11 protein-coding genes are annotated in these 13,406 nt (G+C 72.2%); 4 read left to right on the forward strand and 7 right to left on the reverse strand.

Features of this window, described 5'->3' with window-relative positions:
- The first annotated feature begins 159 nt into the window (after positions 1-159).
- Together FS532_RS10070 and FS532_RS10075 are read left to right on the forward strand one after the other, a co-directional pair.
- Positions 160-4,890, forward strand: coding sequence for an ATP-dependent helicase (locus tag FS532_RS10070; RefSeq protein WP_144753442.1), 4,731 nt, complete (start codon positions 160-162; stop codon positions 4,888-4,890).
- An 8-nt stretch (positions 4,891-4,898) separates the two neighbouring features.
- The gene (locus tag FS532_RS10075) at positions 4,899-5,678 is read left to right on the forward strand and encodes an Fpg/Nei family DNA glycosylase (RefSeq protein WP_144753445.1); all 780 of its coding nucleotides are present in this window, start codon (positions 4,899-4,901) and stop codon (positions 5,676-5,678) included.
- A gap of 188 nt (positions 5,679-5,866) precedes the next feature.
- Here the strand turns inward: FS532_RS10075 and FS532_RS10080 are convergent, their stop codons facing one another.
- A complete protein-coding gene (locus FS532_RS10080; protein ID WP_144753448.1) occupies positions 5,867-6,901 on the reverse strand; it encodes an aldo/keto reductase in 1,035 nt (344 codons plus the stop codon).
- A gap of 128 nt (positions 6,902-7,029) precedes the next feature.
- On the opposite strand from FS532_RS10080, the gene FS532_RS10085 reads away from it, so the two are divergent.
- On the forward strand, positions 7,030-7,575 hold the full coding sequence (locus FS532_RS10085) for a TetR/AcrR family transcriptional regulator (protein ID WP_144753450.1): 546 nt from the start codon (positions 7,030-7,032) through the stop codon (positions 7,573-7,575).
- On the opposite strand, the gene FS532_RS10090 is transcribed toward FS532_RS10085, so the two are convergent.
- Complete coding sequence (locus FS532_RS10090) at positions 7,557-8,492, reverse strand: LysR family transcriptional regulator ArgP (RefSeq protein WP_144753453.1); 936 nt, start codon at positions 8,490-8,492, stop codon at positions 7,557-7,559. The genes FS532_RS10085 and FS532_RS10090 overlap by 19 nt on opposite strands.
- A gap of 69 nt (positions 8,493-8,561) precedes the next feature.
- On the opposite strand from FS532_RS10090, the gene FS532_RS10095 reads away from it, so the two are divergent.
- Entirely contained in the window at positions 8,562-9,377 is an 816-nt protein-coding gene (locus tag FS532_RS10095) for a LysE/ArgO family amino acid transporter (protein WP_144753456.1), read from the forward strand.
- 23 nt (positions 9,378-9,400) lie between these two features.
- Here FS532_RS10095 and FS532_RS10100 read toward each other — a convergent pair whose 3' ends face one another.
- The 5 genes from FS532_RS10100 to FS532_RS10120 form a co-directional block, all read right to left on the reverse strand.
- Positions 9,401-10,876 (reverse strand): APC family permease, encoded by a 1,476-nt coding sequence (locus FS532_RS10100; RefSeq protein WP_144753459.1) that lies wholly within the window; start codon positions 10,874-10,876, stop codon positions 9,401-9,403.
- A 144-nt stretch (positions 10,877-11,020) separates the two neighbouring features.
- Positions 11,021-11,902, reverse strand: a complete 882-nt coding sequence (locus FS532_RS10105; protein ID WP_144753462.1) for a hypothetical protein — start codon at positions 11,900-11,902, stop codon at positions 11,021-11,023.
- Positions 11,903-11,916: 14 nt separating this feature from the next.
- Complete coding sequence (locus tag FS532_RS10110) at positions 11,917-12,735, reverse strand: alpha/beta fold hydrolase (RefSeq protein WP_186321984.1); 819 nt, start codon at positions 12,733-12,735, stop codon at positions 11,917-11,919.
- Between the two features lie 148 nt (positions 12,736-12,883).
- Complete coding sequence (locus FS532_RS10115) at positions 12,884-13,144, reverse strand: type II toxin-antitoxin system RelE family toxin (RefSeq protein ID WP_144753469.1); 261 nt, start codon at positions 13,142-13,144, stop codon at positions 12,884-12,886.
- A complete protein-coding gene (locus FS532_RS10120) occupies positions 13,141-13,401 on the reverse strand; it encodes a type II toxin-antitoxin system Phd/YefM family antitoxin (protein ID WP_260852634.1) in 261 nt (86 codons plus the stop codon). Before FS532_RS10120 ends, FS532_RS10115 begins: the two co-directional genes overlap by 4 nt.
- Positions 13,402-13,406: the final 5 nt, after the last annotated feature.

Here is a 13,406-nt window from a genome sequence, read left to right on the forward strand (position 1 = left end):
GCGCATGGTGCGTCCTTCCTGGTCAGTGTTCGAAGTTGGCTCGCGATCGGTATCGTTCCTATCGCGATGTGTTAACGATAGATCTGTAAAGATCGCTCTGTCAACCCCGATCTGCGACTGGGCGGGTTGTCGGGGGTCGCGGGCAGGATGGGACGGACCATGACGGACGTGTTCGAGCGCTTCTCCCCCGCCACCGCAGAGTGGTTCCGGGGTGCATTCGACGCACCGACGGCAGCGCAGGCCGGGGCGTGGGACGCCATCTCCACCGGACAGCACGCGCTCGTGATCGCGCCGACGGGGTCCGGCAAGACGCTGGCCTCGTTCCTGTGGTCCATCGACCGGCTCATCAGCGCGTCCGACCGGCCGCCCGCGAAGCAGCGGACCCGGGTGCTGTACGTGTCGCCGCTCAAGGCGCTCGGCGTCGACGTGGAGCGGAACCTCCGCAGCCCGCTGGTCGGGATCACCCAGACCGCCAGGCGGCTCGGGCTCGAACCACCGGACGTCACGGTGGGCGTCCGGAGCGGTGACACCCCGTCGTCGGACCGGCAGCGGCTCCTGCGTCAACCGCCGGACATCCTCATCACGACGCCCGAGTCGCTCTACCTCATGCTCACGTCGCAGGCGCGGGAGACCCTGGTCAACGTCGACACCGTCATCGTGGACGAAGTGCACGCGGTCGCGTCGACGAAGCGCGGCGCACACCTCGCCGTGTCGCTCGAACGCCTCGACGACCTGCTCGAGAAGCCCGTCCAGCGCATCGGACTGTCGGCCACGGTCCGTCCGCCCGAGGAGGTCGCGCGGTTCCTCGGTGGGCGTGCCCCCGTGACCATCATCGCGCCGCCCGCGCAGAAGACCTTCGACCTGCGCGTGGTCGTGCCGGTCGACGACATGGCCGAGCTCGGGGCGCCCCCGGTCGGCGCAGACGCCACCGAGTCACCGACGAACGGGTCGATCTGGCCCCACGTCGAGGAACGGGTGGTCGACCTCATCGAGGAACACCGGTCGACGATCGTGTTCGCGAACTCACGGCGGTTGGCCGAGCGACTGACCGCGCGGCTCAACGAGATCCACGAGGAACGGGTGCTCGCCGCGACCGGTTCCGTCGGCGACGGTGCGCTGGTGCCGGCCGGGGTGTCCCCGGCGGACGACGGGCTCCCGGCCGCCGGTCCCCGTGCCCAGTCCCCGGCCAGGCTCTCCGCGCACGCACGGCCGCCGGCGCAGGTGATCGGCGCGTCCGGGCAGACCGGTGGCGGCGGATCGGACGCCTCGGTGCCGGTGCTCGCCCGCGCGCACCACGGCTCCGTGTCGAAGGACCAGCGCGCCATCATCGAGGACGACCTGAAGTCCGGCCGGCTGCGGTGCGTGGTCGCCACGAGTTCGCTCGAGCTCGGCATCGACATGGGCGAGGTCGACCTCGTCGTGCAGGTCGAGGCGCCGCCGTCGGTCGCGAGCGGCCTGCAACGCGTCGGACGCGCCGGGCACCAGGTCGGCGAGATCTCCCGCGGAGTCCTCTTCCCGAAGCACCGCGCCGACCTGGTGAACAGCGCCGTGACCGTCGAGCGGATGGTGTCCGGCCAGATCGAGTCGATCTCGGTGCCGGCGAACCCACTGGACGTCCTCGCGCAGCACACCGTCGCGGCCGGCGCGATCGACACCGTCGACGTGGAGCACTGGTTCGAGCTCGTCCGGCGGAGCGCCCCGTTCAGCGGCCTGCCCCGCTCTGCGTTCGAGGCGACGCTCGACCTCGTGACCGGGCGCTACCCGAGCGACGAGTTCGCCGAGCTCCGGCCGCGCCTGGTCTGGGACCGGGTCCACGGCACCCTGACCGGGCGGCCGGGTGCCCAGCGACTCGCGGTGACGAGCGGCGGCACGATCCCTGACCGCGGCATGTTCGGCGTGTTCATGGTCGGCGAGAAGGCCTCCCGCGTCGGTGAGCTCGACGAGGAGATGGTCTACGAGTCACGCGTCGGCGACGTCTTCGCCCTGGGCGCGACGAGCTGGCGCATCGAGGAGATCACGCACGACCGGGTCGTCGTCAGCCCGGCGTTCGGGCAGCCCGGCCGGGTGCCGTTCTGGAAGGGCGACGGCATCGGCCGGCCCGCCGAGCTCGGTCGTGCCACCGGCGCGTTCGTGCGCGAGGTCGAAGGGGCGTCCGATGACGACGCCCGCGCCCGCGTCGCCGCCGGCGGGCTCGACGAACGCGCCGTGACCAACCTGCTGACCTTCCTGCGCGACCAGCGCGCGGCGACCGGGCACGTGCCGAACGACACCACGCTCGTGATCGAACGGTTCCGCGACGAACTCGGCGACTGGCGGCTCATCCTGCACTCGCCGTACGGCATGCAGGTGCACGCTCCGTGGGCCCTCGCCGTGGCGGCGCGACTCCGGGAACGCCACGGGATCGACGGCGACGCGATGGCCGCCGACGACGGCATCGTGGTCCGCATCCCCGAGACCGACGCCGAGCCCCCCGGTGCCGACCTGTTCGTGTTCGAGCGCGACGACCTCGAGGCGCTGGTGACGGACGAGGTCGGGTCGTCGGCACTGTTCGCGGCGCGGTTCCGCGAGTGTGCGGCCCGGGCGCTCCTGCTCCCCCGGCGGAACCCCGGGCAGCGCTCACCGCTCTGGCAGCAGCGGCAGCGAGCCTCGCAACTGCTCGAGGTCGCGCAGAAGTACCCGTCGTTCCCGATCGTGCTCGAGACCGTGCGCGAGGTCCTGCAGGACGTGTACGACGTGCCGTCCCTGCTCAGCATCGCCGACGACATCGCCGGGCGTCGCATCCGGCTGGTGGAGACCGAGACGGAACAGCCGTCGCCGTTCGCGCGCTCCCTGCTGTTCGGGTACGTCGCGGCGTTCATGTACGAGGGCGACACCCCACTCGCCGAACGCCGGGCGGCCGCGCTGTCGCTCGACTCGACCCTGCTCGGGGAACTGCTCGGGCGGGCGGAGCTCCGCGAACTCCTCGACCCCGCGGTGATCGCGTCCGTCGAACGCGACCTGCAGCGGCTCTCGCCGGACCGCCGCGCGCGCGATGCTGAGGGGATCGTCGACGTCCTCCGGCTGGTGGGCGCGCTCGACCTCGACGAGATCGTGGACCGGAGTTGGCTGGCGCCGGCGGATGCGGATGCAGGCCGCTCGGACGCGGTCAGGACCGTGCAGGGTGCGCTCACGGCACTCGAGCGCGACCGCCGCGTGCTCTCGTTCTCGCACGCCGGGGCGACCCGGTGGGCCGTGATCGAGGACGCCTCCCGCCTCCGCGATGCCCTCGGGGTCCCCCTGCCGATCGGCGTCCCGACGGCGTTCGTCGAACCGGTCGCCGATCCCCTGGGCGACCTGGTCGGCCGGTACGCGCGCTCGCACGGCCCGTTCTCCGCACAGGACGCTGCCGCGCGCCTCGGGCTCGGCATCGCGGTCGTGCAGGACACCCTGCGCAGGCTCGTGGCCGACCGTCGGGTGGTCGAGGGCGAGTTCCGACCCGATCGCCAGGGCGCGGAGTGGTGCGACGCCGAGGTGCTCCGCCGCATCCGCACGAAGTCGCTCGCGGCGCTCCGGCACGAGGTCGAACCGGTGTCCCCGGACACCCTCGCCCGGTTCCTGCCGGCGTGGCAGCACGTGCACACCCCGGGCGCACGCGGTGGGCTGCGCGGCGTCGACGGTGTCCTGCAGGTCATCGACCAGCTCGCCGGGGTCGCGCTGCCCGCCAGCGCATGGGAGACCCTCGTGCTCCCCGCACGCGTCACGGACTACGCGCCGAGCATGCTCGACGAGCTGACTGCGACGGGCGAAGTCCTCTGGTCCGGCGGCGGCACCCTGCCCGGCAACGACGGCTGGGTGCGGCTGCACCTCGCCGACACCGCGGCGACGACCCTCGCCGAGCCGTCCGGCGACGAGACCACCGAACTGCAGCGTGACGTGCTCGGCGCGCTCGCGGGCGGCGGCGCGTACTTCTTCCGGCAGCTCGGGCAGGCCGTGGGGAGCACTGACGACCAGGCGCTCTCGACCGCGCTCTGGGACCTGGTGTGGGCGGGCCAGATCACCAACGACACGTTCGCTCCGCTGCGGTCGATGCTCGGCGGCAAGGCGAAGAGCACGAGCGCGCCGCGGGCCCGGGCGTACCGCGGTCGTCCTCGCCCGACGATGCCGACGCAGTCCGGGCCGCCGTCCGTCGGCGGCCGCTGGTCCTTGCTGCCCCTGGCCGAGTCGGACGCCACCGTGCGTGCCGCGGCGACCGCCGGACAACTGCTCGAGCGGTACGGGGTCGTGACCCGCGGTGCCGTGCAGGTCGAGGGTGTCCGTGGCGGGTTCGCCGGCGTCTACCGGGTGCTCTCGCGGTTCGAGGAGTCCGGACGTGCCCGGCGCGGGTACTTCGTCGAGGGGCTCGGTGCGGCACAGTTCGCGACCGGGCCGACCGTCGACCGACTCCGCACGTACGCCCGGGACCTCGATGACGACGAGCGCGCCGACCCGGACCGGAAGCGCGAGGCCCTCACGCTGGCGGCGACCGACCCGGCGAACCCGTACGGGGCGTCGCTGCCGTGGCCGACCGACGCACCGACGGAAGCGCTCGGCGAGGACGAACCGACGGGCGACGCCACCACGAAGTCCCGCGGGCACCGTCCCGGCCGGAAGGCCGGCGCGCTCGTGACGACGGTCGACGGGAAGCTCGCGGTGTACGTCGAGCGTGGCGGCAAGTCGGTGCTGACGTTCACGGACGACCCGGCGGACCTCTCGGTCGCCGCGGCCTCCATCGCGGCGGCGGTCCGGAGTGGGCTCGGCAAGCTGTCCGTCGAGCGTGTGGACGGGGCCTTCGTGCTCGAGTCGCCGCTCGGCGCTGCGCTCCGGGAAGCCGGGTTCACCGCGACACCGCAGGGGGTCCGGCTCCGTGCCTGAGGAACGACGTGCCTGAGGGCGACACCGTCTTCCGCGCTGCCCGACGGCTGCACACGGCGCTCGCGGGGAAGGTCCTCACCCGCAGCGACTTCCGCGTGCCGGCGTTCGCGACGCTCGACCTCGTCGGTCGCACCGTGGACGAGGTGGTCCCCCGCGGCAAGCACCTCCTGCACCGGATCGGCGACCTGACCGTGCACTCGCACCTCAAGATGGAGGGGCGGTGGGACGTCTACGCGCCAGGCGACCGGTGGCGGCGACCGGCGCACCAGGCACGGGCGATCCTCGACGCCGAGGGGGTGTCGACGGTCGGCTTCGCGCTGGGCATCCTCGAGGTCGTCCCGCGCGACCAGGAGTCCGAGATCGTCGGGTACCTCGGCCCGGACCTGCTCGGCCCGGACTGGGATCCCGACCTCGCGCTGGCGAACCTCATCCGGGACCCGGAGCGCCCGATCGGCCTCGCGCTGCTCGACCAGCGGGTGCTCGCCGGCCTCGGGAACGTGTACCGGAACGAGCTCTGCTTCCTCCGGGGTGTGCTGCCGACCCGCCCGGCTGCCGAGGTGCACGACCCGGCGCGGGTGATCGCCCTGGCGAGCCGGCTCATCCTGGCCAACCGGGACCGCAGCGCCCGTGTGACGACCGGGGTGGACCGTCCGGGCCGACGGTTCTGGGTCTACGGGCGGGCGGGGAAGCCGTGCCTGCGGTGCGGGACGCCGATCCGGCACGGGGAGCTCGGCGACTCCGAGCTCACCCTGCGCGACACCTACTGGTGCCCGCGCTGCCAGACCTGACCTCGCACCGTGCGACGGCGCCTGCGCAGTGTGCGAGGTTCCGGACACCGTGCGGGGTCGCCGGGGTCCCACCGTGCGCGGAACCTCGCACACTGCGATCCGCGCCGCGGCGCCGCGCCTCGGCTCGGCGCTGCGCGAGCGACGCCGTGCGAGCGACGCCGCGCGAGACCCGGCGCGGGGCGGGGCGCTCAGGCGGCAGCGCGATCGGCCGGCGAGCGTCGCCGCAGCGCGGAATCGAGGATCGCCGGCGGGTTGTACTGCTGGTCGAGCCGCCCGACGTCGGTGCCCGGCGGGACGATCGCGTCGATGCGGTCGAGGACGTCGTCCGTCAGGGACACGTCGGCGCCCGCGAGCAGGTCGTCGAGCTGCTCCATCGAGCGCGGCCCGATCAGCGCACTCGTCACACCGGGGTGGGCGATCGCGAACGCCATGGCGAGGTGCGTCATCGGGATGCCGGTCTCCTCGGAGAGCACGACGACCTGCTCCACGGCGTCGATGCGCCGCTCGTCCTGGTTGTGCCGGAACATCGTCGCCCGCGCCAGGTCGGAGTCCTGCCCCTTCCGGAAGCGTCCGGTCAGCATGCCGCCGGCGAGGGGGCTCCACACGAGGGCGCCCATGCCGTACCGCTGCGCGACCGGCAGGACCTCGCGCTCGATGCCGCGGTTGAGGATCGAGTAGGTGGGCTGCTCGGTGCGGAATCGTTCGAGGCCACGGCGTTCGGACGTCCACTGCGCCTCGACCTGCATCGACGCCGGGAAGTCCGAGCTGCCGATCGCCCGGACCTTGCCGCTGCGGACGAGGTCGGTCAGGGCGGAGAGCGTCTCCTCGAGGTCGACCGTGTCGTCCGGGCGGTGCGCCTGGTACAGGTCGATGTGGTCGGTCTGCAGACGACGGAGCGAGTCCTCGACCGCACGCATGATCCACCGCCGGGAGTTCCCGCGACGGTTCGGGTCGTCGCCCATGGGGCCGTTGAACTTGGTGGCGAGGACGACGTCGTCGCGGCGGTCCTTGATCGCCTTGCCGACGAGGGTCTCCGATCCGCCCTGCGAGTAGCGGTCGGCGGTGTCGATGAGGTTGATGCCGGCGTCGAGCGCGCGGTGGACGATCCGGATCGAGTCCTGCTCGTCGCCGTTGCCGATGCGGCCGTCGGTGCCGAGCATCATCGCCCCGAGGGCGAAGGGGCTGACCTGGATGCCGGTCTTGCCGAGGGTGCGGTACTGCATGTGCGGTTCCTCCTGCTGTCGATGGCGTGCTGCGCTCCGGTGCCGTATCGTGGACCGAAGTGGAACGCCCTTCCGGAACTATACGGAACGGCTTTCCGTTTACGCAAGAGTCGTTTCCAGGAGGATCCGTGCGCGCCGACGCCCGACGCAACGCCGACGCCCTGACCGACGCCGCCACGGCGGTGTTCGCGACGGACGGTGTCGACGCGCCCGCAAAGGTGATCGCCGACCGGGCAGGGGTCGGTGTCGGCACGCTGTACCGGCACTTCCCGCAGCGGTCCGACCTCGTGGTGGCGGTGTTCCAACAGGCGGTCGAGGACTGTGCGAACGCAGCAGACGAGTACGCCGCCACGTCCTCCCCGGACGAAGCGCTCTCCCGGTGGCTCCAACGGTTCACCGGGTTCGTCGCCACCAAGCGCGGACTCGCGGCCGCACTGCAGTCCGGCGACCCGGCGTTCGAGGCGCTCCCGGCGTACTTCATCGGCCGTCTCGGCGGAGCCCTCGGCGGCCTGCTCGACTCGGCTGCCGCAGCGGGGACGATCCGCCCCGACGTGGACGCCCCCGTCCTGCTCCGCGCGGTGGCCGACCTCTGCCACGGCGCCCCGGACCCGGCGCAGAGTCAGCTCATGGTCGGGCTGCTCGTGGACGGCCTCCGCTACCGCGCGACGGCCTGACCGACCGGGTGCAGCCGCTCGGCCGCGGTGGCCCGCACGGCGTCGGTCACCCGCTCGAGCAGCGGTGACGCCAGGTTCCAGCGCTGCCACCAGAGGGCGACGTCCGCCCGCCGCCCGGGGGTGAGCTCGACGAGTTCGCCACGAGCCAAGGCGTCGAGGCACTGCGCCTCGGGCAGCATCCCCCAGCCGAAGCCGAGCGACACCGCCCGCGCGAAGTCCGCCGAGGTCGGGACGAAGTGGCGCGGGCCCGACGGCGCGTGGCCGAGCACTCGGCGGAGGTAGCCCTGCTGCAGGTCGTCCGCCCGGTCGTAGTCCACGAGCGGCACCCGGTCCAGCCGGTCCGTCACCCGACGCTCGGATGCCGTTGCGGGGTCCGTGTCGCCTAGGTACCGGGCGACGAAGCCGGGCGAGGCCACCGCACGGTACCGGTCGACACCGAGCGGCACCGACGAGCAGCCCTGAACCGGATCCGCCTCGGCCGTGACCGCGCCCATCACGGTGCCGGCGCGCAGGAGTTCGGCGGTGCGGTCCTGGTCCTCGCGGTGCAGGTCGAAGACGACCTCGGTGTCCGCCCGGACCAGCGCGAGGGCATCGAGGAACCACGTGCCGAGCGAGTCGGCGTTCACCGCGAGGGGGATGGACGGCACGACGGAGTCGCCGCCCCCGAGCGCCCGGGCGGTCTCCTCGTCGAGCAGCTGCGCCTGCCGCGCGTGCCGGAGGACGACCTCGCCGTCCGGGGTCGGGCGCACCGGGGTCGTCCGCTGCAGCAGGACCCGCCCGACCTGCTGCTCCATGGACTTGATGCGCTGCGACACCGCCGACGGGGTGATCGTGAGGGCTCGGGCTGCGGCGTCGAGCGTGCCGTGGTCGACGGCGGCGAGCAGTGTCTCGAGGTGTTCGCGCTGCAGACGTGCCATGCAGCGCAGCTTACGCAGCATCAGGAACGTGAGCTGTACTGCATCCAGCCGTGCACCTAGCGTCGAACCGTGACCGCGCTCCTCCCCCTGCTCTCCGGCCTCGGCACCGGGCTCGCCCTCATCGTCGCTATCGGGGTGCAGAACACGTACCTGCTCCGGCTCGCGGTCAGTGCACGCCTGCGGGTCGTCGCGGTCGCGGTCGTGGTGTGCGCGGTCTCCGACGGGGTGCTCATCCTCGCGGGCGTGCTCGGCGTCGGGGTGGTGGTCGAGCGGTTCCCGGTCGCGATCGTCGTGATCCGGTTCGTCGGAGCGGCGTTCCTGCTCACCTACGGGGTGCTGGCCGCACGGCGGGCGCTCCGGCCGTCGGGCGACACGATGCGTGTCGAGCAGGACGCGCACGACGACGGCGCACCCGTCCTCGACGCGGGCGGGCGTCAAGTGACGATCGCGCCCGCGGGCGGACATCGCGCCCCGGTGCACGCGGGCGCGACGTCCGGAGCGGGGCGCGATGCGGCAGATGCGGTGGCGGCGACCACCCGCCCGGCGGAGGCGGCGGGGCGGACCCGCACCGTGCCTCCCGGCCGGCCCGCCCCGACCATGCGCGCGGCGGTCCTGACCATGCTCGTCTTCACCTGGGCGAACCCGCACGTCTACCTCGACACGCTGGTGTTCCTCGGTTCCGTCGCGAACCAGCAGGGCGTGGACGACCGCTGGTGGTGGACGATCGGCGCCGTGGCCGCGAGCTGCCTGTGGTTCGGCGCGCTCGGGTTCGGCGGGCGACTGCTCCGACCGCTGTTCGCGAAGCCGCTCACCTGGCGGGTGTTCGACGGCCTCGTCGCCCTGGTGATGCTCGGGTTCGGCGCCGCGCTCGCCCTCGGTGCGTAGCGCGAGCGACGGAACCCGAACCGCTACTGCAGGCCCTTGCCCACCCGGCTGTTCCGGCGGCTGTAGCCGAAGTAGATGACGAACCCGACGACGAGCCAGATCACGAACCGGAGCCAGGTCTCGACCTCGAGGTTCAGCATCAGCCAGAAGCACAGGACCGCCGACACGATCGGCAGCACCGGCGACCACGGCACCCGGAACGACCGCGGCGCGTCCGGCCGCGAGCGACGCAGCACGATGATGCCGATCGACACCAGGACGAAGGCCGACAGCGTGCCGATGTTGATCATGCCCTCGAGCTTGTCCACGGCCGTGAAGCCGGCGAGCAGCGCCACGACGACACCCGCGACGACCTGCACCCGCACGGGCGTCTGCGTCTTCGGGTTGGTCTTCGAGAACCAGCGCGGCAGCAGCCCGTCGCGGCTCATCGAGAACACGATGCGGGACAGGCCGAGCAGCAGGACCATGACGACGGTCGTGAGACCGATGAGCGAGCCGATCGCGATGATCCCGGCGGCCCAGGGCAGGCCGACGATGCTGAACGCCGACGCGAGGGAGGGCGTGTCCTCCTGCGCGAGGCGCTGGTACGACACCATGCCGGTGATGACGACGCTCACGCCGACGTACAGCAGCGTGACGATGCCGAGACCGATGAAGATGCCGCGCGGCAGCGTCTTCTGCGGGTTCTCGGTCTCCTCGGCGCTGGTCGCGACGACGTCGAAGCCGATGAACGCGAAGAACACCAGCGAGGCCGCAGCGAGCAGGCCGAAGACGCCGTACTGCGCGGGCTCGGATCCGGTGAACCAGGACACGAGCGACTGGGTCCAGACGCTGCCCTCGGCGCCCTTCGTCGGCTCGGCAGGCGGGATGAACGGGGTGAAGTTCGCGGCCTTCACGAAGAACGCACCGGCGACGATGACGAACACGACGATCGCGACCTTGATGATCGTGATGACGGCCGAGACACGGCTGGACAGGCGGGTGCCGAAGGCGAGCAACACCGTGAAGATGCCGACGATGAGCACCGGACCCCACGTGAAGCCGATCGGGCCGAGGGCGATGGTGCTCGGCAGGTCCACGCCGAACACCTTGAAGGCCTCGCTGAGGTAGATCCCCCAGTACTTCGCGATGACGGCGCTGGCGGTCAGGGTCTCGAGGATGAGGTCCCACCCGACGATCCAGGCGAGCAGCTCGCCCATCGTGGCGTAGGTGAACGTGTACGCGGAGCCGGCGACCGGGATCGTCGAGGCGAACTCGGCGTAGCACATGATCGCGAGGCCGCAGGTGACGGCGGCGAGCAGGAACGAGATGATGACGCCCGGGCCCGCGAAGTTCGCGGCGGCGTTCGCGCCCACCGAGAAGATGCCGGCACCGACCGCGACGGCGATGCCCATCGCCGCGATGTCGAAGGTCTTCAGCGACCGTTTGAGGGAGCGCCCCTTCTCCTCGGAGTCAGCGAGGGAGGCCTCGATCGACTTGATGCGGAGCTTCGGTGCCATGGGGTGGTTCCCGTCATCGGCTGGCGGCGGACCCCGTGAGGGTACTGGTGTACCAACCCGGCACGCAAATACTGCGGATGGGTTCCGTCCGGCACTGCGACGCGCGGTGGCGCGTCGGGCGACCGCCTGGAGGCGCGGCTCGACTCAGGCGGTCCGGCGCCAGTCCGCCAGGAACCGCGCTCCGGCATCGTCGTGGATGACGCCGTCGGGTGCGGTGAGCACCGGGTACGGCGTCGCCGGGACACCGTCGGACGGACGGACGTCGACGTGCGCGACCTCGTGCCCCTGCGCGTGCAGCCAGTCCGCCATCGCGTAGTCGCTCCGGGAGTCGCCCATCGTGCGCCAGGCCAGCGGCAGTTCGCCGTCCTGGGCGAGGAGCTCGAGGGAGCGCTCGGCCCCCATGTCCTTGCCGCTGCGGTCCGACTCCACGTCGGTCGAGATGATCGTCGGGTCGATGCGCCACTGCACGGCACCGTCGGCGTCGGGGCGGACGTCGTCGAGCCGGCGGACACCGAGCCCGCGGCGCTGGAGCGCGGCCATCGCCCGCTCGTCGAACTCCGGCTGACGGGCGAGGTACGTCGCGTTCGGCACCTCGACGCGCTGCTCGATCGAGACCATCGCGCGCTTCGTCTCGTCGAAGAACACCAGGTCGGCGTACTCGTCGCGCACGAGCTCGCGCATCTCGTCGGCGTAGTCGCGGGGCAGCGCCAGGTCCTCGGCGACGGTGAGCTCGCCCATGCCGCCTTCGTACTGCGGGCCGATCGAGCACCAGACGGCGCCCTTCTCGCACACGGCGTGCACCCGGCCGCCCGCTGCGAGTCCGCCGGCCAGGAGCGGCCCCACGACCTCCTGCCGGATGAACGCGTCGCTCCGGCCGGTGTTGAACACGACGGGGATGCCCTCTGCTGCGAGCGCCACGAGGTCCTCGACGATGCTCGGGATCGCGATGGTGCGGGAGACGGGGCTGGCGATGGGCCCGTCGACGTCGAGCAGGAGTCCGAGACGTGGTGCGTTCACGACGTCCATCCTCGCAGCCCCGATCAGCCGCGCGCCGCCGCCCGGGCGAGGAACCGATCGAGGACGTGGCCGATCGCCTCGGGCTCGGGGACGTGTCCCTGGCCCGGCACCTCGGTGTACTCCGACCCCGGGACGGCCTCGACGACCGCTCGGGCCGCCTGCCGCATCCACTCCAGGCCGTCGCCGCCGGCACCGACGAGCACGGGGACGCCGACCGCTGCCGCGACCCGTTCCGGGATCGCGAGGCCGTTCAGCACCCGCACGTCGCGGCTCAGCACGTGCGCGTCGACGATGAGCGACCGCCAGAGGGCACCCTTCAAGCGGAGCGCGGTGATCTGCCCCATCGGCACGCCGAGCACGTGGGCGAGGAACGCGCGGACGGCCTGCGCGCGGCGGCCGACCGCGACGTGCTCGTCGAGGAGGTCGGCGAACACGACGTCATCGGCGTGCGGATCGACGGTGGCGCGGTACGGCGGTTCCCAGAGCACGGCGGCGTCGAGCGGCACTCCGCCGGCGAGGCCGTGCAGGACGACGCCCGCGCCGACGCACAGCCCGAGCGCCGAGACGGGTCCGTCCACGCTGGCCACGACGGCGGCGAGGTCCTCGACCTCGCGGTCGATCGACCACGGTTCGGTGTCACCGCTGGCCCCACGCCCGCGTCGGTCGTACGTGACGACCCGGTAGCGGTCGCGCAGGGTGCCGGCGAGACCGGTCAGGTACGGCGTGCCGTGGTGGTCGAAGGCGCCGCCCACGACGACGAGCGCGGGACCGGTGCCCGCGTCGGACACGGCGATCACCGTTCCGTCGGCGGAGACGACCGTGCGGTCGACGTGCTGGTCCATGGGTTCCTCGAAGGTGGTTCGACCGCGTTGCATCGCAGGCGTCGGGTCCTTCGGGTCTGGTCCTGGCGGGTCGGTTGTGTCGAGCATGACAGCCTGGAGCGCTCCCGTCGACACCCGCAACCAGGGGGAGAACACCGGGTCGTCGTGGTCAGCGTTCCCGGTAGATCTCGCGTCGGTGTCCGGCGTTCACGACGACCACGACGAGCCGGCCGTCGTCGATCTCGTAGATCAGGCGGTAGTCACCCGAACGGACCCGCCAACCCGGCCGGCTCACGAGCTTCCGCGCTGCCGGCGGACGGGGGTGCTCGGCGAGGATCGCGAGGAGTCCCTCGATCCGCCGACGGCCGTCGGGCGGGAGCTTGCGGATGGCTTTCGCAGCGCTCGGCCTGACTTCGACCGCGTACGTCATCCCATCCCGAGTTCGCGCTTGAGGTCCTCCCACTTGACGTTCTCGCCGCCGAGCCGTTCGCTCTCTGCCTCGGCTTCGTCGTACGCGATCAAGTCGTCGAGGTCCTCGGCCGCCTCGAGCAGACGGTCGAGGACGTCCGCGTCCACCACGGCCGCGACCCGTTTGTTGCGCCGCGTCAGGTAGACGGGCTCGTGCCGGGCATCGTCGATGATCGACGCCAGACGGCTGCGCGCTTCGGAAATCGACACTTCGCTCACCTGTA

It is taken from the genome of Curtobacterium pusillum, from assembly GCF_007673235.1.
Classification (GTDB): domain Bacteria; phylum Actinomycetota; class Actinomycetes; order Actinomycetales; family Microbacteriaceae; genus Curtobacterium; species Curtobacterium pusillum_C.

Bases quoted from the DNA above. Each gene is read 5' to 3' on its own strand.
- FS532_RS10090 (WP_144753453.1), bottom strand. From the start codon at position 8,492: ATGGCACGTCTGCAGCGCGAACACCTCGAGACACTGCTCGCCGCCGTC.
- FS532_RS10105 (WP_144753462.1), bottom strand. From the start codon at position 11,902: ATGGACGTCGTGAACGCACCACGTCTCGGACTCCTGCTCGACGTCGAC.
- FS532_RS10080 (WP_144753448.1), bottom strand. From the start codon at position 6,901: ATGCAGTACCGCACCCTCGGCAAGACCGGCATCCAGGTCAGCCCCTTC.
- FS532_RS10110 (WP_186321984.1), bottom strand. From the start codon at position 12,735: ATGGACCAGCACGTCGACCGCACGGTCGTCTCCGCCGACGGAACGGTG.
- FS532_RS10115 (WP_144753469.1), bottom strand. From the start codon at position 13,144: ATGACGTACGCGGTCGAAGTCAGGCCGAGCGCTGCGAAAGCCATCCGC.
- FS532_RS10100 (WP_144753459.1), bottom strand. From the start codon at position 10,876: ATGGCACCGAAGCTCCGCATCAAGTCGATCGAGGCCTCCCTCGCTGAC.
- FS532_RS10070 (WP_144753442.1), top strand. From the start codon at position 160: ATGACGGACGTGTTCGAGCGCTTCTCCCCCGCCACCGCAGAGTGGTTC.